Here is a 25666-nt window from a genome sequence, read left to right on the forward strand (position 1 = left end):
CGTGCGATCCTGCCACATCACGAGGAGTAATATGCCCCCCTCCCGCCGAGCCCTTGCCGCCTTGCTGGCCGCGAGCACGCTCCTGGTCGCCCACGGATCCGCTCCCGCGTTGGCCCAGGAGACCGGTCCGGCGGTGGACACGGGTCCGTCGGTGGACACCGGTCCTGTCGTGGAGACCGGGCCGTCGGGATCGCGGGTCGATGACGGAGACACCCGGGTGGACGTGAACCCCGGCGGGGTCCGCGTGGACACCCAGGACACGCACGTCGACGTCCAACCCGAGTCACACGTCCTGGTATGCACCGACGGCACACGCGTACTCGTCCACACGGGCCGGGCCCCCGCCTGCCCGCCCGCCCCGGAGGCCCCGCCGCCCGTGCCCGAGGAACCGGACGCACCCCCGCCGCCCTCCGCCCGGCCGAGTGACACTCCCGGCACCCCCGCGCCGGAGCCCGGCCCCGAGGTGCCCTACGAGCCCGCCCCCGGGCCCGGGGCGCCGAACGAACCCGCTCCCGAGCCCGAGCCGCGGCCGGAGGCCGTGGCTCCCTCCCCGGCCCCGTCCGTGTCCCCGCCACCGCTACCGTCCCCGGAGCCATCGGCGTCCGCGCACGAGGCACTCCTGGTGGACACCTCCGTACCTTCGGAGACCCGGGCCGCCGGGGCGTTCACCCCCATGCGCACGATGGTGGTCGTCGTGATCGCCGCCGTCGGAGCGGCCGGTGGCGCGGGCCGTGCCGCGGCCGTCCGCGCCGCCGGCTGACCCGGCTCCCGCTCCCGTCCCGCCGGGGCCCGCCCCCCGCTGGCCCCGGCGGGACGGGAGCGGGAGGGGCCTACTGGACCCGCAACACCTGGTCGGTCCGGTCGAAGCCCGCCAGGGCGTCCTCCAGCCCACCCGCGTCGTTGGCCAGGACTCCGCTGTACGGGCTCCCGAGGGTGAACAACAGCACGATGGTGGCGAACACGAACGCCAGGTTCACCGACGCCCAGAAGTAGGCCACGGACGACCCGTTCTTGATCATCGCGAACGGCAGGACCGCGACGACCACGGCGGAGACCACCGCGATGGCGAGCAGGACCTCCGGGATCCGGTCCTCCGCCGCGTCGGCGCGCTGGGTGCGCGCGTCGCTGAGCTCGGTGATCTCCTGCCGGGCGGTCAGCTGGTCCAACCCGTCACCGGTGTCGGAGGCCGACACCACCCGCACGGACGCGGCCAGGTCGGCGAGTCCGGCGTCGCCCTCCGGGCTGAGCCCGTGCCCGCGCTCCATCAGCGGCCAGTCCTCCTCCACGACCGTGTCCAGGTAGGCGCGCAGCTGGTCACGCACGGCCTCACCCTCCTCCTGGGGGAAGGCCGTGCTGCTCCAGTACAGCGCCTGCGCCGCGCCCGCCTCGGCGATCATGTCGTCCTCGGCCGCCTTGTAGTCCTCCCAGCCGATCACCACGCCCATCGCCGCCGCCACGAGGTACAAGGAGAGCGCACAGGGCGCGATGACGACGCCGACCGCTCCCCCGGAGAAGTCGTCGGCGACCCGGAACCTCCAGGCGGCGAGTACGGCGCCGCCGACCATGGCGGCCAGGACGGCGAGGACGAAGAGCAGCGTCAACATGCGGTTCCCAAGCGAGGTCTCGACGGAGGTCGGTATATCCGTAACACGGAATCGACCGCCGTTTCCCGGGAAAGGGAAAACACCACCGGGAATCGCCCGAGCACAATTGCGGGCAAACCCTCCAGTGTCATGACCTGCTAGGACAGAGGCTCGGGACGACCGTTCCAGAGGAGCGGGGCGCGAAGGAAAACCGGCCGACGAACTCGGGACGGCGACTCCCGGATCCGTCGGCCGATCAGGTCGGCGCAGGCCGGCGTCAGCCCTCCACGAACACCGCGACCGTACGCGGCGGCACGGTCAGGGCACCCGTGCCCGAGTCGAAGGACGACCCGTGCACGACCTCGTCGGCGGACTCGGACTGCACCGGATGCAGGTCCACGTCACCGCCCGCCAGCGCGTCCACCCCCTGTTCAACGGTCTCCGGGGTCGCGTTGAACACCACCGTCACCGACGACCACTCGCCCTCCAGGCCGGTGGTGTCCACCCGCATCGTGATGACGCCGGGCAGCTCGTCGGCGCCGCTGGTCGGGAAGGACACCCGGTCCTGGACCTCCTCCGCGGTGCCCAGCGAGAACGCCGGGGTGGACTCGCGGATACGCATCATCTCGCCGAAGCGCTCCCGGCCGTCGTCGATGGCCGCGCAGTCCGCCACGAGTGCGTGGTCGGCCAGGAGGGGGCGGGCGTACTCCCACTTGTCCCCGTTGTCCCAGGCCGGGGGCAGTCCCACGCCGAAGTTGTTGCCGTCGGCACAGTCCCAGTTGAGCCGGTTGAACCAGTCCCCCGAGTCGTAGGAGTTGCGGTCCAGCGACTTCGAGCGCAGCCGCTCACTGCCCGCGTGCACGAACACCGTGCCCTGCCCGAACACGGCCGTGCCCAGGGACAGCGCCTGCATCCGCACCCGCTCGTCCATCGGGGTGCCCTGCGGCAGCTTGTAGGCGAGTGCGTCGTACAGGGTCTCGTTGTCGTGCGCTTCCACGTAGGTGACCGCCTCGCCCGGGGCGAGGTTGTACCCGGCCGGGGCCCCGTTGTAGTCCACGTCCCGACCCGTGGTCTCCTCGCCGGAGGAGGCCGTGAACCGGTAGTCGCGCAGGTTGCCCGCCAGCCCCACCTTGATCAGGTCCTGGTAGCTGAGCAGCCGCGCCCGCTGCTCCTCCTCGGTGCCGTTGGCGGGTGAGCCGTTCGGATCGGTGTACAGCCCGGAGCCGAAGCCCTGGACGCGGGGGTCCTCGTCGAAGGGCCCGCCGCCGCGCACGCCGTCACGGAGCCGGTCGTTGAACGTGCCGATGCCCGTTCCGGCCATGTTGGTCTGGGTGGCCTGCTCGAACCGGGCGTCGTCGGCGACCTCGCCGAAGTTCCAGCCCTCGCCGTAGAGCAGGATCGACGAGCCGTCGACCCCGTCCTCACCCGGCGTGAGCTCGTCCAGGGCGGCCCGCAGGTCGAGCATGTTCTGCTTGGGGTGGTGCCCCATCAGGTCGAAGCGGAAGCCGTCGACCTTGTAGTCGCGGGCCCAGGTGGTCACCGAGTCCACGACGAGCTTGCCCATCATGAGGTGCTCGGGGGCCGTGTTCGGGCAGCAGGTGGACGTGGCCACGCCACCGTCGGCCTCCAGGCGGTGGTAGTAGCCGGGGACGACGCGGTCGAGTACCGACTGCTCGTCCTGTCCGGCCTGGTGGGTGTGGTTGTACACCACGTCCATGACCACGCGCAGGCCGGCGTCGTTGAGGCCGCCGACCATCTGGCGGAACTCGTTGACGCGCGCCGCGCCGTCCGGGTCGGTGGAGTAGGAGCCCTCGGGCACCGTGTAGTGGTACGGGTCGTAGCCCCAGTTGAAGGCGTCCTCGCCGCGGGTCTGCGCGACACAGTCCTGCTGCTCCTCGGAGTCGGCGCCGAAGGCGTCCAGGTCGCAGGCGGGTTCGGCCCGGTCGTCGGGGTCCTCGGGCACCGATCCGATGTCGAAGGCGGGCAGCAGGTGGACGTAGTCCATGCCGTCCTCGGCCAGGGCCGCGAGTTCACGCATACCGGCGGAGTCGGAACGGGCGAAGGCCGCGAAGGTGCCGCGCAGCTCGGCGGGAACGGTGTCGTCGGAGACCGAGTGGTCGCGCACGTGCAACTCGTAGACCGAGGCGGCCTCCGAGGGGACGGCGGCGGGCTTGCCCTGGTCGGACCAGCCCTCGGGGGCCAGGTCCGGGTCGTTTAGGTCCACCAGGTGGGAGCGGGCGGAACCGGTGGACAGCGAGACGCTGTAGGGGTCGGTGACCCGGTTGTCCACGACGGCGCCCCGGCCCCCGTCCGCGTAGGGGGAGAACACCCTTACGTCGAAGGTGTAGAAGCTCCCGGACCAGTCCGCCCGGCCCCGGACCGACCACACGCCGGTTCGGTGGTCGCGGCGCATGGTCACGGTGCGCGGGGTGTCGGAGGAGGAGTCGTCGTACAGCTCCAGGCTCACGGACCGGGCGGTGGGCGCCCACAGGGAGATCGTGGGGCGCCCCTTGGCGTCCCATACGGCCCCCAGGTCGGCGTCGGCCGCGTCGGCGTACACGTCGTCGAGGACACCCGGGATCTGGACGCCCGTCGCGGCGGTGACCGTGCCGTCGCCGTCCCGCTCGACGACGGCGAGCTGGCCGGTGAGCGCCGTGCGCAGGCGCGGCCCGTTGACCCGGCCCACGTCCAGGACGGACAGGTCGGCGAGGTGGGGCCAGGCGGCGCGCTGGTCCTCGGAGAGGCCGTCGGGATCGACGGACAGGCCCATGGACTCGTAGGTGCCGCCGAGGTCGGCGTCGAGGTCGGCTTCGAGGTCGGCTTCGCCGGAGGCCACGAGGGTGTAGGTGTGCTCGGGATCGGGGTCGCCGGGCCAGAGCACGGTGGTCCGGTCGATCCAGTGGGCACGCTGCTCGGTGAGGTCCACTCCCACGGCTTGCCCCGTGGGCTCGGCGGGTACCGGGAGCGCGGCGGCGCTCGCGCCGAACAGGGGGAACGCGAGGGCCGTGGCGGCCAGTCCGGCGGTGACGGCACGGACGGCGCCGGGTCTGCGCCCGGGTGAGGGATGCTCAGGCCGGGTGTGCGGGGGCCTCATAGGGGATGCCGGTCCTCTCGGGGTCAGGAGGTGTTGACCGGCACGCTAATGAGGCCGCCGTCACTTCTGCAAGAGTTTCCATGCTTTTTCTGCAAGTTTGCGCTCATACGTCGACACGAATACGTCGAGAGCTAGGAGACCGGGAGCGGCCAGAGGCCGTGGCAAGCCACGGCCGGATATTCGCGGAGCTGAGGAGCGCCGCCCGCCGAAGGGGGTTGGTGGACGGCCTCTCCCGCACGTGGGCCAGCTTCGCCTTCGACGCCGAACCGCCCCAGGATCTGCGCGTACGCGGGCTCTGACCACCACACACGACGAGGGGGCGCGGGCACCGTCGTGCCCGCGCCCCTCGGCTGGTCCGTTGTGCGGCCGGATCGAAGACTCCTACTGGCCGAGGCGGTCCAGAAGGGCGTGGTACTCGTCCCAGAGCTCGCCGGGCAGGTGGTCGCCGAAGGTCTTGAAGAACTCGGGGACCAGTTCGGCCTCCTGCTTCCAGACGTCGGTGTCCACGTCCAGGACGAACTCCATGTCCTCGTCGGAGATGTCCAGGCCCTCGGTGTCGATGGCGTCGGCGGTCGGCACGTGGCCGATCGGGGTCTCGACCGCGGGGGCGCCCCCCTCCAGGCGCTCGACGATCCACTTGATGACGCGGCTGTTCTCGCCGAAACCGGGCCACACGATACGGCCGTCGGCGTCCTTCTTGAACCAGTTGACGTAGAAGACCCGGGGCAGCTTGGACCTGTCGGCCCCCTGGCCCAGCTTCACCCAGTGAGCGAAGTAGTCGCCCATGTTGTAACCGCAGAACGGCAGCATGGCGAAGGGGTCGCGGCGCAGCTCGCCGACGGATCCCTCGGCGGCGGCGGTCTTCTCCGAGGAGACGTTGGCGCCCAGGTAGACGCCGTGCTGCCAGCTGAAGGACTCGGTGACCAGCGGCACGGCGGAGGCGCGACGGCCGCCGAACAGGATGGCCGAGATGGGCACGCCCGCCGGGTCCTCCCACTCGTCGGCGATGGTCGGCGCCTGGCCCGCCGGGGTGGTGAAGCGGGAGTTCGGGTGGGCCGCGGGCTCACCGGACTCCGGGGTCCAGGGACGGCCCTTCCAGTCGGTGAGGTTGGCGGGCGGCTCCTCGGTCAGGCCCTCCCACCACACGTCACCGTCGTCGGTCAGGGCGACGTTGGTGAAGATGCTGTTGCCCCACAGGGTCTTCACGGCGTTGGCGTTGGTCTTCTCGCCGGTGCCGGGCGCGACGCCGAAGAACCCGGCCTCGGGGTTGATGGCGCGCAGCTGGCCCTGGTCGTCGAAACGCATCCAGGCGATGTCGTCGCCGACGGTCTCGACCTTCCAGCCGGGGACGGTCGGCTGGAGCATGGCGAGGTTGGTCTTGCCGCAGGCGCTCGGGAAGGCGGCGGCGACGTAGTGCGGCCGCCCCTTGGGCGGGGTGACCTTGAGGATGAGCATGTGCTCGGCCAGCCAGCCCTCGTCGCGGGCCATCACCGAGGCGATGCGCAGCGCGTAGCACTTCTTGCCGAGCAGGGCGTTGCCGCCGTAACCGGAGCCGTAGGACCAGATTTCGCGGGTCTCGGGGAAGTGCGAGATGTACTTGGTGGGATTGCACGGCCAGGGGACGTCCTGCTGGCCGGGCTCCAGCGGGGCGCCCACGGAGTGGACGGCCTTGACGAAGTCGCCGCGCTCCTCGATCAGACGCAGGGCGGCGGTCCCCATACGGGCCATGATGCGCATGGACACCACGACGTACGGGGAGTCGGTGATCTCGACGCCGAGCTGCGAGATGTCGCCGCCCAGCGGGCCCATGCAGAAGGGCACGATGTACATGGTGCGGCCGCGCATGGCGCCCCGGAAGACCTCGCCGAAGGTGGCGCGCATCTCGTCCGGCGCGATCCAGTTGTTGGTCGGCCCCGCGTCCTGCTCGCGCTCAGAGCAGATGAAGGTGCGGTCCTCGACGCGGGCGACGTCGCCCGGGTCGGATTTGCAGTAGAAGCTGTTGGGGCGTTTGTCCGAATTCAGACGGATGAAGGTCCCTTGCTCGACCAGCTGGTCGGTCAGGCGTGTCCACTCCTCGTCCGAACCGTCACACCACACGATCTCGTCCGGCTGGGTGAGCTCCGCGACCTCGCGCACCCAGGAGATGAGTTCTTCGTGCTCGGTCGGTGCGGCGCCCACTTCGATACCCACGGCAGTCACAGCGGCTCCTTCTCAAGATCGAGATCTCTCGCATCATGAACGACGAGACCCCACAGTGACCAATTGGTATAGGCCAGTGGTCTACAGGTGTCACGCGCGACGAGCGGTTTCGACTGCACAGCAAGGGAATCGAGTGGTCTACCGCCGGGTACGGGAGTGCACTTCCGAGGGGTGCTCCAGCACTGTTCGGGACCGCTTTCCCTGGCCACCGGGGTGATCCTCCGGCAGCAAGCGACACACCGTGCTGTTTGTCACACCATGGGCGTCAGCTGCGGGAAGGCGAGCTAGACCTGTGCGGAGACCACGGGCGGATCCGCCCACGTGGGCGGGCACGGGGCCGGTCCGGAAGGGCGCGACCGGTGCCGGTCCGGTCAGCGCAGTATCGCGACGGGGCCCTTGGCTCCGTGCAGGACGGAGTGGCTCACCGAGCCGAGCAGCAGCCCGCGAAAGCCCCCGCGGCCGCGCGAGCCGACCACGATGAGGTCGGCGGGGGTGGCCTCCTCCAGCAGGGCGACCACCGGGTGGGCGCGCACCACCCGGGTGCGTACGGCGACCTCGGGATGGCTCAGGCGCGGATCGGCCAGCTCGTCCTCCATCGCCTGCCGGGCGGCCTCGGCGGCGGTCTCGTCGTCGAACAGCTCAGGCGGGATGGGGCCCGTCGCGGCGGCGAAGGCCACCAGGGGCTGCCATGCGCTCACGGCGACCAGTTCGGTGTCGGCGAAGTCGGCCTGCGCGAAGGCGAAGTCCACGGCCCGCCTGCTGGGGTCGGATCCGTCGATGCCCACGATCACGCGGCCCCGAACGCCGTGCGCCGACGCGTGTTCGCGGGGCAGCACGATCACGGGAACGGGTGCGCGGGCGGCCAGTTCGATACCGACGGAGCCGACGAACGCGGCCACGACCCCGCTCAGCCCGCGTGATCCGATCACCACGGCGACGGCGCCCTCCGCGGCGGCTTCGGCGAGCAGCGCCTCCACCGGGCGGGCGTAGGACAGGCGTGTCTCCACCCGCAGTTCGGGGAAGAGCCGGGACACCCAGTCGCTCGCGTACTCCAGCAGGCGCTCGGCCCCCTGGGTGTCGGCCTCGTCCGGGGGCACGACCGTGTCGGCCTGAGTGAGTCCCGCGAACACACCGACGGAGGCCAGTGGCCCGGCAGCCGCGACGATCCGCACCCCGAGCCCGCGCACCATCGCCTGGTGCGCCGACCACTCCAGCGCGTGACGGCTGGAGTCGGTTCCGTCGACCCCCACGATCACCCATCGCGTCGTGGATGCGCCGTCCATGCGTGCGCCCTTCCCGTCCGTCGTCCCCTTAACCGCGTCTTCGCCGGTTTCCCCCGATGATGCCGTGTGAACACGCACCGGTGGGTAACGGTGCCGCCGCGAGTTGGGTGACGCGGGGACACGGAAAGCGTAAGGTCCCAGAACAACGGTGGATTCGACAACGCCACCGCTGGGACCGTCCCGGGTCTGGGGACATCCGTGGAACAGGGGGCACGATGCCACACTCCGCACAGCTGCACTGGGACTACCGGGACGGGAAGGTCGCGGCGGTGGCGGCCGCGATCGTGTACAGCCTGTGGGTCGTGGACGTCATCCTGCCGGGAGGCGGTGCCATCCACGGCGCCCTGGCCGACCAGGACTCGGGCTTCAGCAGGTTCCTGGAGAGCGCGCACCGTATCGGGGCCGTCCTGGTGGTGCTCGCCGCCGGCCTGGGGCTCTCCCTGGGCGAGAAGGAGACCAGCCACTGGCTGGCGGTGTCGTGGTGGTCCATGGTCGTGTTCGGCGCGGCGTCCCTGGTCGCCACGCTGTTCCCCGGGCCGTGCGTGGTGGCCACGGACGTCGTCTGCACCGCGGAGACGCTGGAGGAGGGGCTCCCCGGAGCCACCACCGCCCAGGCGCTGGTCGCGGTGGTCGCGATCCTGGCCGCGCTGGTGGCCGTGCTCGCTCTGACGGTGAACCGGTATCGGCACAACGACCGCGCGTGGCTGCTGTTGGCGGTTCTGTCCGTGATCCAGCTGGCGGCGGCCGCCGCCATGCTGATCATGGCGGTGCGGGCCTACACGGCCGCGGGCAGCGGCGGACCGGGGATCGGGTTCGGTGCGCTGCAACGCGCCCACCTGGTGACGGTGGCCCTGTGGCTACTCGCGGCGGGCCTGCTGCCCGGACCCTGGAGGCGGGCCCGGACCACGCACCGCACAGGGGTCAACCACTGAGGCGGAGGGCCTCTGGCAGGGGACGCTCGTGGACGACGTGCAGCGTGCTGACCGAGCGGGTGAGCACCACGTAGAGCCGGTTGGCGCCACGGTCCTCGGCCTCGGCGATGGCGACCGGCTCAGCCACCACGACCGCGTCGAACTCCAGCCCCTTGGCGAGGCTGGCGGGCACCGCGACCAGGCGGCCCGCGTCCAGCCCGGTGCCCGCCTCGCCGAGCAGCGGCGTGGGCAGTCCTCCGGCTTCGAGCGCCCCGCGCAGAGCGGGCAGGTCGGTGTCGGCGGCGATGAGCCCGACGGACCCCTCCCCCCTGAGCGCGGTGCGGCAGGCGTCCACCACGGACGCGGCGAGGCCGTCGGCGGCCGGGGTGACACGGAGCGCCCCTGGCGCGCGCCGCACGGCGACCGGCGCGCCGAGCCCCGGGGCGATGGAGGGCAGGAGACGTGCGGCGAAGTCGATGATCTGGGCGGGGACCCGGTACCCGCGGTTCAGGACGCTCAGGTGACCGGTGGGCTTGCCGAGGTGTTCCAGGAGCGTGGACCAGTCGGCGGCCGCCGACGGGCTGGTGCCCTGGGCGATGTCACCGAGCACGGTGAGCGAACCGGACACGCAGCGGCGGCCGATGGCCCGGCACTGCATGGGGCTCAGGTCCTGGGCCTCGTCCACCACGATGTGGCCGAATCCGGCGGAGCGCTCGATCAGCGCGACGGCCTCGTCGACGAGTGCGAGGTCCTCCTCCGACCAGCGGGCCGACTTCGGACCGCGGGGCCTGCCGGGCAGCAGGACGGCGGCCTGTTCCTCGGGGGCCAGCAGCCCCTCGGCGGCACGGGCGAGGCGGTCCGGATCGGTGAGCAGGCCGAGGACCAGCTTGAGCGGGTCGACCTTGGGCCACATGGCGGTGACCGCCGACCGCACGGCCGGATCGCGGCGCACCTGCTCGTGGGTGCGGTCGTCGCACGCCTCCCCCTGGCTCTCCATGAGGGACAGGACGGCGTGGGCGATGCGGTGGGAGAGGAGTTCGCGCCCGGAGCCGTAGGCGACGCCGCGCCCGGCCAGCTCGTCGAGGAGGGGACGCAGGTCCTCGGGGTACAGGCGCCAGCGGCGCGACCCCCGACGGACCATGACCGCCTCCTCGGGGGTGCGCAGGTGCGACCACAGGTCGCGTCGCAGCACCTCGGCCATACGGACCTGGCCCTTGATCCGGGCGGCGGCGGGCTCCTCCACCCGGCGCACCCACCCGGCGGCGGGGCGTGCGCGCTCGGGCAGCCCGGCGGTGAGCGTCTCGGTGACGGTGGCCTGGCGGACGTCGACCTCGCCGAGGGCGGGCAGGACGTCGCGGATGTAGGAGAGGAAGGAGCGGTTGGGCCCCACGATCACGACGCCGGAGCGGGAGAGGCGTTCGCGCTCGGTGTAGAGGAGGAAGGCGATGCGGTGCAGGCCGACTGCGGTCTTGCCGGTACCGGGCGCGCCCTGCACGCACAGGGTGGTGCTGAGCGGGGCGCGGACGAGGTCGTCCTGTTCGGGCTGGATGGTGGCGACGATGTCGCGCATGGGCCCGGTACGGGGGCGCTCGATCTCGGCGCTGAGGAGTTCGTCGGCGCGCTGGTCGGCCTCGTCCCGGGTGACGGTGAGCGGTTCGTCCTCGAAGGCGGTGAGCACCACCTCGGGATCGGCGTTCGGGCCGTGGTCGAAGGTGGTGAAACCGTAGCGGCGGCGCGTGCGCACACCCATCCGGTCGCTGGGCGAGGCCCGGTAGTAGGCGACGCAGACGGGTGCGCGCCAGTCCAGGACCATGGGAAGTCCGGCGGAGTCGTGGACGTGGCGGCGGCCGATGTGTACCCGGTCCGGTTCGGACCCGGGCCCGGTGGGTCCTGACACGGCGGCTCCGGGAGCGGAGCCGACGGCGTCGGGCGCGGGGCCGTCGTCCAGGAAGACGGTCCCGGGTTCGAAGTCGAGGCGGCCGAAGAAGAGCGGGGCGCCCGGAACGTCGGCCAGGGCGGCGAGGCGGCGCTCGCGTCCGCGGCGCAGTGCGGCGTTGGTGACCTTGTCGTTGACGACGTCGCCCAGCACGAGTTCGCTGGACTCGACCTCCTCCCGCATACGGCGCAGGGCTTCGCCCGCGGCGGCGAGGTGGTCGCGTTCGGCCTGGAGTTCCGGACTCACGGGCACGGAGGAGGAATCGGTCGTGGACATGGCGGCCTCGGAGGGATCGGCGGGACGGTGGCGCGGCTGCGCGCGTGCGCTGGTCCCGCCCCGGTCGCCGCGGGGGTCCGGTTCGTTCCGATTCCTGAGAGCGCACGACACCCGTGAGGGGCGCGGCCGAAAAGAGAGATCACTCTATCCCGCGGCGCGGCCTCCGCCAAACCGCCCGCCCCGGCCGCGGGACCACTCAGGTCTTGCGCAGCCGGACCCTGCTGACCCGGTGGTCGTCGCCCTTGTGCAGCACCAGCGTGGCGCGGCCCCGGGTGGGGCGAATGTTCTCCACGAGGTTGACCTCGTTGATGGTGCGCCAGGTGTTGGCGGCGAACTCCAGCGCCTCCTCCTCACCGATGCTGGTGGCCATGTGGTGGAAGTAGGAGCGCGGGTCGGAGAAGGCGGTGCGTCGCAGCTCGCGGAAGCGGTCGAGGTACCAGCCGCGGATGTTCTCGACCTTGGCGTCCACGTAGATGGAGAAGTCGAAGAAGTCGGCCACCGCCAGGCGCCCGGCCGTGGCGGGCTGGAGGACGTTGATGCCCTCCACGATGAGGATGTCGGGGCGGCGCACGGTCTGCCGTTCGCCCGGCACGATGTCGTAGTCCAGGTGGGAGTAGACGGGGATGTCGATGCGGTCGGCACCGGCCTTCATCTCCGACACGAAGCGCACCAGGGCCCTGCGGTCGTAGCTCTCCGGGAAGCCCTTCCGGCGCATCAGCCCCCGCGACTCCAGGGACGCGTTGGGATGGAGGAAGTTGTCGGTGCTGACCAGTTCCACGTTCGGATGGTTGGGCCACTGTGCGAGCAGGGAGCGCAGCAGCCGCGCCGTGGTGGACTTGCCCACCGCGACGCTGCCCGCGACACCGATGATGAACGGCGACGGACGGTCGGACTCGCCCAGGAAGGCGCGTACCGCGGCGTGCCGCTGCTGGGTGGCGCCCACGTACAGGTTGAGCAGGCGCGACAGCGGCAGGTAGACGTCCCGCACGTCCTCCAGGGAGGTGGGGTCGGTGGTACCACGGAGCTCGGCGAGGTCCGCCTCGGTCAGGGAAAGGGGCGTGGAGGCCCGGAGCTCGGCCCAGGCCGTCCGGTCCATTTCCACATACGGCGTGGAGAAGCCGTTTTTCGTCGCGTGAGACACGAATGACCACCCTAGGGCATGCCCCGCGGGCGCATACCTTGCGGTACGGGCCCCAGCCCTGCTCGCACCGCGTTCCCGGCCGCTCGCACCGGGCGGCCGCCCCCGTTTCGGGGCCCGGCCGTGCACGTGCTCGAAACCACACGTTCACGACATGCCCGGCGAAAAAGTTTTACTTCCGGAACCGGAGGGGTGGAATCGGTCCCACTCCGCGCCCCGCCATGTCCCCCACCTGCGCGGTCTACCCGCATACACCAAATGGTCTATACCGTTACCTGCAAAAACGACTAGTGGTATGGGGCTCTGGTTGGTCGATTCGCCGTCCTTCTTCGCTTACGCTGGCGCTCATGTGTGGAATCGTTGGCTACGTCGGGCCGCAATCGGCGCTTCAGGTCGTCGTGGACGGCCTCGCAAGGTTGGAGTACCGCGGATACGACTCCGCGGGTGTGGCGGTGCTGGATGACGGCACCCTGCGCGCCGACAAGCGTGCGGGCAAGCTCGCGAATCTGCGCCAGGCTCTGGAGGAGCGGCCGATCAGCGGCGACGGCGCAGGTATCGGCCACACGCGCTGGGCCACCCACGGTGCCCCGAACGACGTCAATGCCCACCCCCACGTGGACAACGACCGCCGCGTCGCCGTCGTCCACAACGGCATCATCGAGAACTTCGCCGCGCTGCGCCTGGAGCTGGAGGAACAGGGCTGCAAGTTCCTCTCCGAGACCGACACCGAGGTAACCGCGCACCTGCTCAGCACCGAACTGGCCGCGCGGGGCGACCTCGCCTCCGCCATGCGCGCGATGTGCGTGCGGCTCGAGGGCGCGTTCACCCTCGTGGCGACCTCCGTGGACGACCCCGGACTGGTCGTCGCCGCCCGCCGCAACTCGCCGCTGGTCGTCGGCCGGGGCCAGGGGGAGAACTTCCTGGCCAGCGACGTGTCCGCGTTCATCGCGCACACCCGGGATGCGGTCGAGCTGGGCCAGGACCAGGTCGTGGAGCTGCGCGCCGACTCCGTGACCGTCACCGACTACGACGGCAACCCCGTCGAGGTGAACGAGTACCACGTGGACTGGGACGCCTCCGCCGCCGAGAAGGGCGGCTACGACTACTTCATGCTCAAGGAGATCGTCGAGCAGCCGCGCGCGGTGGCCGACACCCTCCTCGGGCGCGTGTCGACCGACGGCCAGCTCACCCTGGACGAGATGCGCCTGTCCCCGCATGACCTGCGCTCCGTCGAGAAGATCGTCATCATCGCCTGCGGCACCTCCTATCACGCGGGCCTGATCGCCAAGTACGCGATCGAGCACTGGTGCCGCGTCCCGTGCGAGGTCGAGGTCGCCAGCGAGTTCCGCTACCGGGACCCGATCCTGGACCAGCAGACCCTGGTCATCGCCATCTCCCAGTCCGGTGAGAGCATGGACACCCTGATGGCGGTCCGCTACGCCCGCGAGCAGCGCGCCAGGGTGCTGGCCATCTGCAACGTCAACGGGTCGACCATCCCGCGCGAGTCCGACGGCGTGCTGTACACGCACGCGGGACCCGAGGTCGGTGTGGCCGCCACCAAGACCTTCCTCACCCAGCTGGCCGCCTGCTATCTGATCGGCCTGTACCTGGCCCAGGTGCGCGGGCTGAAGTTCGGCGACGAGATCAACACCGTGATCTCCCAGCTGGCCACCATGCCCGACCAGGTGGAGCGGGTCCTGGACACGGTGGAGCCGGTCCGCAAGCTGGCCCGGTCGCTGGCCGACGCCGACACGGTGCTGTTCCTGGGCCGCCACGTGGGCTACCCGGTGGCGATGGAGGGCGCGCTCAAGCTCAAGGAGCTGGCGTACATGCACGCCGAGGCCTTCGCGGCCGGCGAGCTCAAGCACGGACCGATCGCGCTCATCGAGGACGATCTGCCGGTCGTCGTCGTGGTGCCCTCTCCCCGTGGCCGCAGCGTGCTGCACGACAAGATCGTGTCCAACATCCAGGAGGTGCGCGCCCGCGGCGCCCGCACCATCGTGATCGCAGAGGAGGGAGACGAGTCGGTGCGCCCGTACTCGGACGTCCTCATCGAGATCCCGGCGGTGCCGACCCTGCTACAGCCGATCGTGTCCACGATCCCGATGCAGGTGTTCGCGTGCGAGCTGGCCCTGGCCAAGGGCAACGACGTGGACCAGCCGCGCAACCTGGCCAAGAGCGTCACGGTCGAATAGTTCCACGACGGGGGCGTGTCCGGCGGCCGGCGCCGGGCGCGCCCTCTCGCGCGCCCCGGCCCGGACGGGTCCGGGTCAGTGCGCGGCCCCGTGGCCGGCCGCGTCGTGGACGGCCACGGCCGCGGTGACGTCGGCGTGGGTCGGCAGGACGTCGGCCAGCTCCAGGACGTCGAGGATCCGGGACAGCTGGCGGGGCGGGCAGGCCAGGAGGAGATGGTGTCGGGCCTTCGTGGCGGCGCGTAGCGCGCGGACGAGGGCATTGACGCCGGAGGCGTCGATGAACTCCACCGCGGACAGGTCAACGACCACGCAGCTGCCCGCCGTCGCGGTCGTGATCCGGGTGAACGCCTCCTCAGCGGTGGCGATGTCGATCTCGCCGCCCAGTTCGACGACGGTGGTCCCGCCGCATACGAACTGGTCCTGTTCCGTGTCCAGCACGGCCACGCCTCGCTCCCGGGATGGGGTGTAGGAAACTCTGCTCAGGACGCGATCGGTCAAATGCCGACATGCGTTGACAGCCTACTCTTCCCAGGAGCCACATCGATGACGTCCACAACCCTGAGGCGTCCGTTGTCGGACACTCACAAGGAGTGGATCAGCCTTCACCGCCGCAAACCGCCCAGACAATCTTGCCGCGGCCCCTGACCGGCTCCCATCCCCATTCCCGGCTGAACGCGGAAACGAGACCGAGGCCACGGCCCGACTCGGCGAAATGGTGGGCGTCCACTCTGACCGGTGCTTTTCCGCTGGGATCGGCCACCATGCACACCACGCCCCCCAGTTCGTCAAGGTGGCGCAGCTGGACCACGACCCGGCCGTACCCGGGCCGGCCGTTCTCGGGCCGAGCGTGGCGGCAGGCGTTCCCCACGAGCTCGGAGACGATCAGGCGGACGTCCTCCGCCGCGTCAGCGAGTCCCCACTCCTCCAGGTTCCGGACGGCGAACTCACGCGCCTGGCGGACCGACCCCGGGACCGGTTCGAAAGCCCTGGCCGCGGCGTCCCGTGTTCGTGCGCCCTCACCGACGGCCAAGCGGCCGAGCGGGTCGTCCCACCAGCCGCCCAGGAGGGCGTTGGACGCCTCGGCGAAGGAGGTGCGGCTCCAGGATGCCTCGGAGTCCAACTCCGAGAACACCAGCTCTGCGTTCATCACGGTCCTCACGAGTGTGATGTCGGGTGACCCTGTCCGCGGGGCCATCGTGGCTTACATCTGTAAGACACAGATGCACGTGCAGACCAACGTCCGGCCTAGACTATAGGACGAAGTGCTCTTATTGGTAGATCCCTTGCCAAGAATTCACAGACGGGCATCCGTGTTTACACTGCGCACGAAGACATCTCATAGGACATGACTCAATCCTTAAACGCCCCTGTCCGTAACCAGACCCGCTGGGTATACTGAGCGGTCGTTCGCGCCAAAGCCGCTACACAGGAGGCGATGTGGTCGCCGATCACGCCCAGAATCTCCAGGTCACCCAGGATTTCCTGGCCAATTCCAGCGGCGGACCCACCGTCCTGCGCATTCTCCTGGGAACCCAGCTCCGGCGGTTGCGGCAGGCCAAGGACATTTCCCGGCACGACGCCGGATACGCCATCCGCGCCTCCCACGCCAAGATCAGCCGAATGGAGCTGGGCCAGGTCAGCTTCAAGCGCCGCGACGTGGACGACCTGCTCAAGCTCTACGGCGTGAACGACGCCGACCAGCGCGAGGCCCTTCTCGGCCTGATCTCCAGCGCCAACGCCCAGGGGTGGTGGCACAAGTACGGCGACGTGCTGCCGAACTGGTTCGGCGTGTACGTGGGCCTGGAGGAGGCCGCGTCGGTCATCCGCACCTTCGAGGTCCAGTTCGTCCCCGGGCTGCTCCAGAGCGAGGACTACGCGCGCTCGGTCATGCGGCTGTCCCGGACGGCCACCTCCGAGGAGGACATCGACAGCCGGCTGCGGATGCGCATGCACCGCCAGCGCAGATTCGTCGAGCCTGAGGCGCCCCGCCTGTGGGCCGTCATCGACGAGGCCGTGCTGCACCGCCCCTACGGCGACACCGAGGTGATGCGCGGGCAGGTCGAGCACCTCATCGAGATGGCCCGCCGCCCCAACGTCACCATCCAGATCGCCACCTTCTCGATGGGAGGCCACCCCGCCGCGGGCGGCCCGTTCAGCATCCTGCGCTTCCCCACCCCGCAGCTGCCCGACGTGGTCTACCTGGAACAGCTGAACAGCGCCCTGTACTTCGACAAGTACGACGACACCCACCGCTACGCGCAGACGATGGACCACCTCGCCACCCAGGCGCCGCCGCCCAGCGCCACGGAGGGGATCCTCCGCGGCTTCCTGGAGCGCTACTCCTGATCCCGCGCCGCCCCCGCACCGGACTCCCCCGCCGCCGGTTCCCGAGCCCCTGAAAGGGGTCCCCGCTTCGGGACCCGCCCGGCCTCCCCACTGCTCCACCCTCTCCACGCCTGGTCGCCCTCAGCGCCCGGGCGTTCGCTTTGGGTACGCCATCGGGACACCCCCATGGCCACTTCGGCCACGACTAGGGAACGATCTTCACGGGCCGAACCGCCCCCGACCCCCACCGCGTTAGGCGTGACGTGCGGTTCCGGATTCTTATCACCCCCAGTTCTTGCATAGGTGCTTACCGCCGTAAGTACGGATGCACGTGCATAAGCTACGCTTTGGCTCGCGCCGGGGACGAAACAACCCGTCGTGGGACAGGTCACCCATATCCGGGACCAACTCCCACTGACGGCCCGGTGGTTCGACACGACGGGCGCGGCGGTCCGAACGGCCGCGTGTGGACACACCCCGCTCATGAGTCCCCCCGAAGTTCCAGGAGGTTGAGATGTATCCGATCTACAACGGCGTTCCCGCGAACCGCCTGCCGAAGGTCGTCTGGACCAAGAGCAGCTGGAGCAACCCGGACGGGAACTGTGTGGAGGTCGCCACCCTCCCGGACGGGGATATCGCCGTGCGAAACTCACGGGACCCCCAGGGACCGGCACTCGTCTACACCCTCGCGGAGATCGACGCCTTCGTTCGCGGTGCCAAGACCGGCGACTTCGACGCGCTCCTCAGATAAGCAGGACCTCGCGAACAGGCGAGGGCATCCGGCCCCGGGCGCCCCGGCCCCCTGGACCCCCGCCTCAGACCATCCCGGAAACCGTCCGCGTCGATGGCCGCCGTGACCACCCCGATTCGCCCGGCGGCCTTTCCGTCCACGACGCGGACGCGAGCGGAGCCCGGCACCGTCTCGGTGCCGGGCTCCGCGGTGTCCGGGCCATGGAGGCGCCCGGGGTCCCGGGCGCGACACGCGTGCACGGGAGGGGTCCGGCTCCGCCTGCGCCGTGGGCCCGCCCCAGGGACGCTCCAATTCCCCTGGGACGGGACCACGGGCCTACGGGCCGGATGAGGAGCTACAGGCGGGTGGGGTCCACCAGCCCGTCGGTGCCGCCGGCCGGCGGCACCTCCCACGGGAGGTGGGTGGCTCCCAGCGCGGGCTTGAGGTCGAACAGCCACGCGGCCTTCTCGTCGTACTGTGCGAAGAAGGGCCTGCCGACCAGCTCCGGGTCGCGCGCCTGGATGAAGTGCAGGACGAACACCTTCTCGCCCGCCACCTCCGTGACGCCGTCGATGCACACCTTGCCCGGCGTCGCCGACATCGAGGGACCGCGCACCGTGCGGGCCAGGCCGGAGACCTTCTGGTAGGCACCGCGGAAGATGTCGTAGGCCTCGGCGAGCGGCACCGCGAAGTAGTCCTGCGGGCCGGTGTCGCGCTCGACGAACATGTAGTACGGGACCATGCCGTGACGCACGTGGGTGCGCCACATGCTCTCCCACACGGCCGGGTCGTCGTTGATCGTGCGGATCAGCGGCGCCTGCGTGCGGATGACGGCCCCGGTCGAGCGGACGCGGCGCACCGCCTCCTGTACGAGCTCGGGCCTCATCTCGTTGGGGTGGGAGAAGTGGGCCATGAACGCGAGGTTCTTGCCCGAGGCGACGACCTTCTCGAACAGGCGAAGGGTGTCGTCGGCGTCCGGGTCGGTGACGAAGCGCTGCGGCCAGTAGGACAGCGCCTTCGTACCGATACGGATGGCCTCCAGGTGCTCGATCTCCAGCAGCGGCTCGATGTACTTGGAGATCACCCCCTCACCCATGATCATCGGGTCGCCACCGGTGAACAGGACACTGGTGACCTCGGGGTGCGAGCGGACGTACTCGACGAGCTGGTCGATCTCGCTGGAGGCGAACTTCAGGTCCGCGTCACCCACGAACTGGGCCCAGCGGAAGCAGTACGTGCAGTACGCGTGACATGTCTGCCCCTGCTTGGGGAAGAAGAGCACGGTCTCCTGGTACTTGTGCTGGACGCCGGGGATGGGCTCCTCGTTGCCCGCCTTGGGCACGTTGAGGTCCATCTGGCCCGCGGGGTGCGGGTTCAGGCGCGCCCGGACCTTGTTGGCGTCCTCGTTCAGCTCCTTGCGCGATGCGCCAGAGCGCAGCAGGTCGGCGATCCTGGACACGTCGTCCTTGGGCAGCATGTCAGCCTGCGGGAAGACCAGGCGGTAGATCGGATCGTCGGGAGCGGCGTCCCAGTCGATCAGCTCGTCGACGACGTAGCTGTTGACCCGGAACGGCAGCACGGTGGCCACCGCCTGCACCGCGAGCCGCTCGTCGGCTGCGAGACCGGCTCGCTTGGTGAGCTCGTCGAGGTGTTTCGTCGTGTAGGCACGGAACCGACGTCCGGCGGACGGAGACTGTGTCGCGTCTGGCGTAACGCTCACGCCTCTCCTCTCTGCGTGTGGGCAGGGCCGCCCGGGTTGAATCGGGCAGCCCTAGTCCGGCGGTCCCGGTGTACGGGTGCACTGGTGGGCCGCCGGAAGGGATTCGATGTGGTTGTCACCTGACCCCGGAGCGTGATGCACCCCCAGGCCAGCGAGCGGGTATACCCCGTTTGGGGTCTTTTACCCATCATGCAGAAAGCCCAGGACTGACCTGGACATACGGGAAGTATCCTCGCATGAGTACACGAAACAGTCTCACCGCGTCATCTCCGCGTGACCCGGTACCGTGTCACCACATCTCCCGTACGGCCCCGGCCGGAGCCTGTCCCCGCCGTGTCATGGCGGCGCCCGCGCGTACGGAGTGCGGAACGCGCACCCGCATCCGCCCACCACACCCGTGAGGGAACAGTTGACTGGTACACCCGACGCGGAGGCCCTCGCCGTGGAGGCGCCCGCCGCGCACCGAACGTCCCCTCCGATCATCGCCGTGGACGCGATGGGCGGGGACAACGCCCCCGCCGAGATCGTGCGGGGCGCCGTACTCGCCGTTCGCGAGCTCGGCCTGCGCGTGCTTCTCGTGGGACGCCGGACCGAGATCGCCGCGCTGCTCGCGGAGGAGGGCGCGCTGCGTGACATCCCCGTGGTTCACGCCGAGGACAACCTGGCGATGCACGAGGGCGCCCTGGCCAGCTGGCGGCGGCCCCGCTCCAGCGCGGCCGTCGCCTGCCGGATGATCCGCCGGGGCGACGCCGACGCCCTGGTCTCGGCCGGGTCCACCGGCGGGATCGTGGCCACCTCCACTGTGCGGCTGCGCACACAGCCGGGGGTACTGCGCCCGGCCCTGGCGGTGACCCTGCCGACCGGTGAGACACCGACGATCCTGGTGGACGCCGGCGCCAACGCCGACGCCAAGCCGGAGATGCTGGTGCAGTTCGCGCACCTGGGCTGTGCCTACGCGCAGACGGCCTTCGGGGTACGGCGCCCGCGGGTGGGGGTGCTGACCATCGGTTCGGAGCCGGGCAAGGGCAACAAGCTCGTGCGCAGGGCGACGGAGCTGCTGGCGACCACCGCCGAGGAGGGCCAGGGGATGGACTTCCGGGGCAACATCGAGGGCCACGACCTGCTGGCGCGCAAGGTGGACGTGGTGGTGACCGACGGCCACACCGGGAACGTGGCACTGAAGTCGGTGGAGGGCACGGCGGCGTTCGCGATGGAGGCCTTCCGTACGGCACTCACCTCCTCCGTCGCCGCCAAGGCCGGCGCGCTGCTCCAGCGCGGGGCCCTGCGGGACCTGCGCGAGCGGCTGGACAGCGAGACCTACGGCGGTGCCGCGCTGTTGGGCCTGAACGGGACCGTGGTGATCGCGCACGGCGACAGCCACGCCAAGGGCGTGGCCCGTGCCTGCCAGTTGGCGCACGACCTGGCGGGCGGCCGGATAGGCGAGCAGATCAGGCGACGGGTACACACCCGCCCGCCCAACTGGCTGCACCGCCTGGCCCAGTCCGATTCGCCCGGGCAGAGGAACGGTGACCAGGCCGGGGGAACTGACCGGTAGCGCCCTGCGGTCCCCCTTCCCCGCGCCGTCGCCCTCCACCGCCTCCAACGGACACCCTCGGCGCGGTCTCCCCGGCGCGACCCCGGCACGGGCCGGGGAGGGGGCTCTGATCGGTACGCTGGAGTACATGGCCGACCCGCAGGAAGTACTCTCGCGACGGGTCCAGTCCGCCCTCGGCGCCGCCTTCGGCCCCGAGTTCGCCGACACCGACCCCGTCATCCGCCCGTCCCAGTTCGCCGACTACCAGGCGAACGCCGCGCTCGCGCTCGCCAAGCGGCTGGGCCGAAAGCCGCGCGAGGTGTCCGCGGCGATCATGGAGCACCTGGACGTGACCGACGTCTGCCGCGACGTCGAGGTCAGCGGGCCGGGCTTCATCAACCTGACCCTGCGCGAGGACTGGATCGCCGACCAGGCCCGTCTGCTCCTCGACGACCCGCGCCTGGGTGTTCCGACCCAGAGCAGCCAGAACATCCCGCTGGACTACTCCGCGCCCAACGTGGCCAAGGAGATGCACGTCGGGCACCTGCGCACCACCGTGGTCGGCGACTCCCTGGCCCGGACCCTGGAGTTCCTGGGGCACAACGTCATCCGGCAGAACCACATCGGTGACTGGGGCACCCCCTTCGGCATGCTCATCGAGTACCTGCTGGAGGTGGGCGAGGAGTCCCCCGAGGCGGAGCTGCTCACCACCGACCCCAACGCCTTCTACCAGGCGGCCCGCGCCGGGTTCGACGCCTCCGGCCCCGGCCCGGACGGCTTCGCCGCGCGCGCCCGCCGCCGCGTGGTCTCCCTCCAGGGCGGCGACGAGGAGACACTGCGCCTGTGGCGCAAGCTCGTCGGCCTGTCGAAGGTCTACTTCAACAAGGTCTACACCAAGCTCGGCGTGACCCTCACCGACGACGACCTCGCCGGTGAGAGCACCTACAACGACATGCTCGCCGACGTGTGCGACGAGCTGGAGGCCAAGGGCATCGCCGAGGTCAGCGACGGCGCGCTGTGCGTCTTCCTCGACGGCTTCACCGGCCGTGAGAACAAGCCCGTCCCACTGATCGTGCGCAAGGGCGACGGCGGATACGGCTACGCCACCACCGACCTGGCCACCGTCCGCTACCGCGTGGACAGCCTCAAGGCCGACCGCATCCTGTACGTGGTCGGCACCCCGCAGGCCATGCACTTCAAGATGGTGTGGGCCGCGGCACGCGAGGCCGGATGGCTGCCGGAGGAGGTCGAGACCGTCCACGTGCAGATCGGCAACGTGCTCGGCAGCGACGGCAAGATCCTGCGCACCCGCAGCGGCGTCCCGGTACGTCTGGTGGCGCTGCTGGACGAGGCGATCGAGCGCGCCGCGGCGGTCGTCGCGCAGAACCGCCCCGACCTGGACGCCGAGGGCCAGGCGGTGATCGCGCGCCAGGTGGGTATCGGCGCGGTGAAGTACGCCGACCTGTCGGTGGCGCACGACACCGAGTACACCTTCGACTTCGACCGGATGCTGGCGCTGACCGGCAACACCGGCCCGTACCTGCAATACGCGCAGGCCCGGATCCGCTCCATCTTCCGCAAGGGCGGCCTGGAGCTGTCCGAGGCCAGGGGCGAGATCAGCGTCTCCGAGGGCGCCGAGCGCGACCTGGCGCTCAAACTGCTGGAGTTCGGCGCCGTGGTGGCGCAGGTCGGCGACCTGCTCCAGCCGCACCGCCTGTCCACGTACCTGTTCGAGCTGGCCCAGTCCCTGACCGCGTTCTACGAGCACTGCCCGGTGCTGGCCGCCGACACGCAGGCCGCGCGCGAGTCGCGCCTGGCGCTCGTCTCGGTGGCGTTCCGGGTCCTGGTCCAGGGCCTGGACCTGCTGGGCGTGGAGGCTCCCGAGCACATGTAGCGGGCGGGCGAGCGGTACGGAGCGCGCACGCGTTCACCGGAGGCCGGGGCGGCACCGCCCCGGCCTCCTTTACCCCTCCGTCAACCCCACTCCGTACCCGGCCTGTCGCACAGCGTTTTCACACGGGGCTCCCGATGACCGGCCCCCTCAGGCCCCGGGGCCTGAGGGATCACGCGCGCGAGGACGTTCCACCTGGTCACGGAGGACGGCGCCCTTCCCGGAAAGCGAGTCGAAGATCTCGTACCCGGTCGCTTCAGAATCACGAGTTCCGGAGGAATGTCAGACCTAGGGTGTTGACAAAAGACCCGAAAGAGACAAAAGGGAGAAATCGGTTATGGCATCCACCCTCGCGGAGGTCGGCCCCAGACCCGGTACCTGGCACCTCGACCCGCTGCACTCCAGCCTGATCTTCGTCGCCCGCTACCTGCACTTCGGGCGGGTGCAGGGCACCTTCGGACGTGCCCGGGGCCAGGTGCTCGTCGGGAGGGAGCCGGCGGAGACCGGGGTGGAGGTGGTCCTCGACGCCGCGAGCGTCAACACGGGCGTGGAGGCGCGCGACGCCCACCTGCGCTCCCCCGATTTCCTGGACGTGGACCACCACCCCGAGATCCGCTTCGCCTCCACCGGCATGGAGCCGGGCGGACGCGGCCGGGACGCCTTCCACCTGTACGGCGACCTGACCATCCACGGCACGACCGTGTCCACCGTCCTCGACGCCCACTGGGTGGGCGAGGCGCCCGACTACGTGTCCCCGGAGGACACCTACGGCCACTTCTTCTCCGCCACCACCCGGATCAGCCTCGCGGACTTCGGCGTGGGCGACGGCGGAGCGCTGCCCTGGGGAGGCCGGATGGTCGGCGACACGGTCGACATCGTGCTTGAGGTCCGCGTCCAGGACCAGGACCCCGCACCGTTCCTCAAGCAGATCGGGCACACGCCCTGAGGAGCGTGTGTCCGAGTGGTCCCGGACCGGGGCCGCCGCGGGAAGAGCCCGCGAGACCACGGAGGCGACGAGGACACGGAAGCGGTGGCGGAACTCAGCCGCCGAGCAGTGCCTCGACCTCGTCCCGGGCGGCCATCGACGAACTGGCCCCGTGCCGCTGGACCGAGAGCGCGGACGCCGCCGCGGCGAACCGCATCGCCTCCTCGGGGCCGCGGCCCTCCGCCCGGGCGACCGCGAACGAGCCGCAGAAGGTGTCGCCCGCCGCCGTGGTGTCCACCGCCTCCACCCGACGCGCGACGACGTGTGTCGTTCCGGCGCCGCGACGGCCGTGGAGCGAGCCGCCCTCTCCCAGGGTCAGCAGTACCTCCGGGACCAGCTCCAGCAGCGCCGACAGCGCCTCGTGCGGGTCGGTGCGGCCGGTGATCGCCGCAGCCTCGTGCTGGTTGGGCACCAGGACGTCCACGGACTCCAGGAGTTCGACGGGCAGCTCACGCGCGGGGGCCGGGGTCAGGTAGACCGGGACGCCCAGCTCACGGCCGGTGCGCGCGGCCGAGACCACCGCCTCCATGGGCAGTTCGAGCTGGAGTAGCAGCGCGGCGCTGCCCTCGATGACCGGGGCGTCGCCGCCGACCACACCGGTGACCTCGCCGTTGGCACCGGGGACGACGATGATCGAGTTGCCGCCCGAGCCGTCCACGACGATGTGCGCCACCCCCGAGACCCCGGGTACGGTGCGCAGCCCGGACACGTCGATACCGCAGTCGACGAGGTTGGCGCGCAGCTCCTCGCCGAAGGCGTCGTCGCCCACCGCGCCGAGGAAGGCCACGTCGGCCCCCGCCCGAGCGGCCGCGACGGCCTGGTTGGCGCCCTTGCCGCCGGGTACCTGGCGAAAGGCCGCTCCGGTGACCGTCTCACCGCTGGCGGGCACCTGGTCGACGTAGGCGACCAGGTCCATGTTCACGCTGCCGAAGACCGCGACGCGCGGCGCCGCCGCACTCATGAGGCCACCTGCTTCGGCTTGGCCTCGCCGCTGTCGCCGTCCAGTCCCACGATGACCGGGGCGTGGTCGGAGGCACCCTTGCCCTTGCGCTCCTCGCGGTCGATGCCCGCTCCGCTCACGCGGTCCCTGAGCGCCGGGGAGGCGAGCACGAAGTCGATGCGCATGCCCTTGCGCTTGGGGAAGGACAGAGCCTTGTAGTCCCAGTAGGTGTACACGCCGGGGCCCGGGGCGTAGTTGCGCACGACGTCATCGAACCCAGCGCCGACCAGCTTGTCGAAGGCGGCGCGCTCCGGCTCGGTGACATGGGTGCTGCCCTCGAACTCGGCCATGTCCCACACGTCGTCGTCCTTGGGGGCGATGTTGAAGTCGCCCGTGTAGGCGATCTGCGCGTCGGGGTCGGCGGCCAGCCTGGCGGTACCCGCCTCGCGCAGCGCCTCCAACCAGCGCAGTTTGTAGAGGTAGTGGGGGTGGTCGACCTCGCGCCCGTTGGGCACGTACAGGCTCCACACCTGCACGCCCGCGCAGGTGGCGCCGATGGCACGGGCCTCGGCCTCCTCGGGGTCGCCGTAGCCGGGCTGGCCGGGGAAACCGATCCGGACGTCATCCAGGCCGACGCGGGAGGCGATCGCGACCCCGTTCCACTGGGACAGGCCGTGGTGGGCCACCTCGTAGCCTCGGTCGGTGAAGACCGACTCGGGGAACTGGTGCTCCCGGGCCTTGGTCTCCTGGATGGCGAGGACGTCGACGTCGCTCCGGTCCAGCCAGGCGCCGATCCGCTCGGCCCTGGCCCGGGCACTGTTCACATTCCATGTCGCGATACGCACAGCAAAAGGCTAGGCCATCGCGATGACGGTGCGGTGCTGACGAAGGCGGGAGAACCAGCCCTGTGGACAACCGGGGGAAGG

General features: G+C 70.7%; 20 protein-coding genes. 9 read left to right on the forward strand and 11 right to left on the reverse strand.

The features are described from left to right. Positions 1 to 31 precede the first annotated feature (31 nt). Positions 32 to 760, forward strand: coding sequence for a hypothetical protein (locus tag AC0T5L_RS02575; protein ID WP_476163705.1), 729 nt, complete (start codon positions 32 to 34; stop codon positions 758 to 760). Between the two features lie 70 nt (positions 761 to 830). On the opposite strand, the gene AC0T5L_RS02580 is transcribed toward AC0T5L_RS02575, so the two are convergent. Both AC0T5L_RS02580 and pulA read right to left on the reverse strand, forming a co-directional pair. Continuing rightward, positions 831 to 1604 (reverse strand): bestrophin-like domain, encoded by a 774-nt coding sequence (locus AC0T5L_RS02580; RefSeq protein WP_476163706.1) that lies wholly within the window; start codon positions 1602 to 1604, stop codon positions 831 to 833. 256 nt (positions 1605 to 1860) lie between these two features. Further along, entirely contained in the window at positions 1861 to 4677 is a 2817-nt protein-coding gene (gene pulA, locus AC0T5L_RS02585) for a pullulanase-type alpha-1,6-glucosidase (protein ID WP_476163707.1), read from the reverse strand. A gap of 158 nt (positions 4678 to 4835) precedes the next feature. On the opposite strand from pulA, the gene AC0T5L_RS02590 reads away from it, so the two are divergent. Then, positions 4836 to 4976 (forward strand): hypothetical protein, encoded by a 141-nt coding sequence (locus AC0T5L_RS02590; RefSeq protein WP_476163708.1) that lies wholly within the window; start codon positions 4836 to 4838, stop codon positions 4974 to 4976. Positions 4977 to 5058: 82 nt separating this feature from the next. Here the strand turns inward: AC0T5L_RS02590 and AC0T5L_RS02595 are convergent, their stop codons facing one another. Further along, the gene (locus AC0T5L_RS02595; protein WP_476164079.1) at positions 5059 to 6867 is read right to left on the reverse strand and encodes a phosphoenolpyruvate carboxykinase (GTP); all 1809 of its coding nucleotides are present in this window, start codon (positions 6865 to 6867) and stop codon (positions 5059 to 5061) included. A 380-nt stretch (positions 6868 to 7247) separates the two neighbouring features. Then, complete coding sequence (locus tag AC0T5L_RS02600; protein WP_476163709.1) at positions 7248 to 8159, reverse strand: universal stress protein; 912 nt, start codon at positions 8157 to 8159, stop codon at positions 7248 to 7250. Between the two features lie 215 nt (positions 8160 to 8374). On the opposite strand from AC0T5L_RS02600, the gene AC0T5L_RS02605 reads away from it, so the two are divergent. Continuing rightward, entirely contained in the window at positions 8375 to 9091 is a 717-nt protein-coding gene (locus tag AC0T5L_RS02605; protein ID WP_476163710.1) for a DUF998 domain-containing protein, read from the forward strand. On the opposite strand, the gene AC0T5L_RS02610 is transcribed toward AC0T5L_RS02605, so the two are convergent. Beyond that, positions 9081 to 11282, reverse strand: a complete 2202-nt coding sequence (locus AC0T5L_RS02610; protein ID WP_476163711.1) for a HelD family protein — start codon at positions 11280 to 11282, stop codon at positions 9081 to 9083. The genes AC0T5L_RS02605 and AC0T5L_RS02610 overlap by 11 nt on opposite strands. Before the next feature lie 196 nt (positions 11283 to 11478). Further along, on the reverse strand, positions 11479 to 12384 hold the full coding sequence (gene coaA, locus AC0T5L_RS02615) for a type I pantothenate kinase (RefSeq protein ID WP_476164080.1): 906 nt from the start codon (positions 12382 to 12384) through the stop codon (positions 11479 to 11481). A gap of 383 nt (positions 12385 to 12767) precedes the next feature. On the opposite strand from coaA, the gene glmS reads away from it, so the two are divergent. After that, positions 12768 to 14615, forward strand: coding sequence for a glutamine--fructose-6-phosphate transaminase (isomerizing) (glmS, locus tag AC0T5L_RS02620; protein WP_476163712.1), 1848 nt, complete (start codon positions 12768 to 12770; stop codon positions 14613 to 14615). Between the two features lie 75 nt (positions 14616 to 14690). Here the strand turns inward: glmS and AC0T5L_RS02625 are convergent, their stop codons facing one another. Then, positions 14691 to 15059 (reverse strand): STAS domain-containing protein, encoded by a 369-nt coding sequence (locus tag AC0T5L_RS02625; protein ID WP_476163713.1) that lies wholly within the window; start codon positions 15057 to 15059, stop codon positions 14691 to 14693. Between the two features lie 151 nt (positions 15060 to 15210). Beyond that, positions 15211 to 15762, reverse strand: a complete 552-nt coding sequence (locus AC0T5L_RS02630; RefSeq protein WP_476163714.1) for an ATP-binding protein — start codon at positions 15760 to 15762, stop codon at positions 15211 to 15213. A gap of 290 nt (positions 15763 to 16052) precedes the next feature. Here AC0T5L_RS02630 and AC0T5L_RS02635 point away from each other — a divergent pair, with 290 nt between their 5' ends. Continuing rightward, complete coding sequence (locus tag AC0T5L_RS02635) at positions 16053 to 16961, forward strand: helix-turn-helix domain-containing protein (RefSeq protein WP_476163715.1); 909 nt, start codon at positions 16053 to 16055, stop codon at positions 16959 to 16961. A gap of 493 nt (positions 16962 to 17454) precedes the next feature. Continuing rightward, positions 17455 to 17691, forward strand: a complete 237-nt coding sequence (locus tag AC0T5L_RS02640) for a DUF397 domain-containing protein (protein ID WP_476163716.1) — start codon at positions 17455 to 17457, stop codon at positions 17689 to 17691. Between the two features lie 334 nt (positions 17692 to 18025). Here AC0T5L_RS02640 and AC0T5L_RS02645 read toward each other — a convergent pair whose 3' ends face one another. After that, entirely contained in the window at positions 18026 to 19267 is a 1242-nt protein-coding gene (locus AC0T5L_RS02645) for a KamA family radical SAM protein (protein WP_476164081.1), read from the reverse strand. A gap of 532 nt (positions 19268 to 19799) precedes the next feature. On the opposite strand from AC0T5L_RS02645, the gene plsX reads away from it, so the two are divergent. The 3 genes from plsX (at position 19800) to AC0T5L_RS02660 (ending at position 23761) form a co-directional block, all read left to right on the forward strand. After that, positions 19800 to 20945, forward strand: a complete 1146-nt coding sequence (plsX, locus tag AC0T5L_RS02650) for a phosphate acyltransferase PlsX (protein WP_476163717.1) — start codon at positions 19800 to 19802, stop codon at positions 20943 to 20945. A 127-nt stretch (positions 20946 to 21072) separates the two neighbouring features. Further along, positions 21073 to 22818, forward strand: a complete 1746-nt coding sequence (gene argS / locus AC0T5L_RS02655; RefSeq protein ID WP_476164082.1) for an arginine--tRNA ligase — start codon at positions 21073 to 21075, stop codon at positions 22816 to 22818. 334 nt (positions 22819 to 23152) lie between these two features. Beyond that, positions 23153 to 23761 carry a YceI family protein gene (locus AC0T5L_RS02660; RefSeq protein WP_476163718.1) on the forward strand — a complete coding sequence of 203 codons (609 nt, stop codon included), beginning with the start codon at positions 23153 to 23155 and terminating at the stop codon, positions 23759 to 23761. Positions 23762 to 23855: 94 nt separating this feature from the next. Here the strand turns inward: AC0T5L_RS02660 and AC0T5L_RS02665 are convergent, their stop codons facing one another. Continuing rightward, positions 23856 to 24761: a ribokinase gene (locus AC0T5L_RS02665; RefSeq protein WP_476163719.1), complete on the reverse strand. Its 906-nt coding sequence runs from the start codon at positions 24759 to 24761 to the stop codon at positions 23856 to 23858. Continuing rightward, positions 24758 to 25585, reverse strand: a complete 828-nt coding sequence (locus AC0T5L_RS02670; protein WP_476163720.1) for an exodeoxyribonuclease III — start codon at positions 25583 to 25585, stop codon at positions 24758 to 24760. Before AC0T5L_RS02670 ends, AC0T5L_RS02665 begins: the two co-directional genes overlap by 4 nt. Positions 25586 to 25666 lie beyond the last annotated feature (81 nt).

The sequence above is a fragment of the Nocardiopsis sp. TRM 82005 genome (genome assembly GCF_056312425.1).

What these genes read in the sequence shown, in the direction of transcription:
- AC0T5L_RS02575 (WP_476163705.1), top strand. Translation starts at nt 32, where the DNA reads ATGCCCCCCTCCCGCCGAGCCCTTGCCGCCTTGCTGGCCGCGAGCACG.
- AC0T5L_RS02580 (WP_476163706.1), bottom strand. Translation starts at nt 1,604, where the DNA reads ATGTTGACGCTGCTCTTCGTCCTCGCCGTCCTGGCCGCCATGGTCGGC.
- pulA (WP_476163707.1), bottom strand. Translation starts at nt 4,677, where the DNA reads ATGAGGCCCCCGCACACCCGGCCTGAGCATCCCTCACCCGGGCGCAGA.
- AC0T5L_RS02600 (WP_476163709.1), bottom strand. Translation starts at nt 8,159, where the DNA reads ATGGACGGCGCATCCACGACGCGATGGGTGATCGTGGGGGTCGACGGA.
- AC0T5L_RS02605 (WP_476163710.1), top strand. Translation starts at nt 8,375, where the DNA reads ATGCCACACTCCGCACAGCTGCACTGGGACTACCGGGACGGGAAGGTC.
- AC0T5L_RS02610 (WP_476163711.1), bottom strand. Translation starts at nt 11,282, where the DNA reads ATGTCCACGACCGATTCCTCCTCCGTGCCCGTGAGTCCGGAACTCCAG.
- glmS (WP_476163712.1), top strand. Translation starts at nt 12,768, where the DNA reads ATGTGTGGAATCGTTGGCTACGTCGGGCCGCAATCGGCGCTTCAGGTC.
- AC0T5L_RS02630 (WP_476163714.1), bottom strand. Translation starts at nt 15,762, where the DNA reads ATGAACGCAGAGCTGGTGTTCTCGGAGTTGGACTCCGAGGCATCCTGG.
- AC0T5L_RS02640 (WP_476163716.1), top strand. Translation starts at nt 17,455, where the DNA reads ATGTATCCGATCTACAACGGCGTTCCCGCGAACCGCCTGCCGAAGGTC.
- argS (WP_476164082.1), top strand. Translation starts at nt 21,073, where the DNA reads ATGGCCGACCCGCAGGAAGTACTCTCGCGACGGGTCCAGTCCGCCCTC.
- AC0T5L_RS02660 (WP_476163718.1), top strand. Translation starts at nt 23,153, where the DNA reads ATGGCATCCACCCTCGCGGAGGTCGGCCCCAGACCCGGTACCTGGCAC.
- AC0T5L_RS02665 (WP_476163719.1), bottom strand. Translation starts at nt 24,761, where the DNA reads ATGAGTGCGGCGGCGCCGCGCGTCGCGGTCTTCGGCAGCGTGAACATG.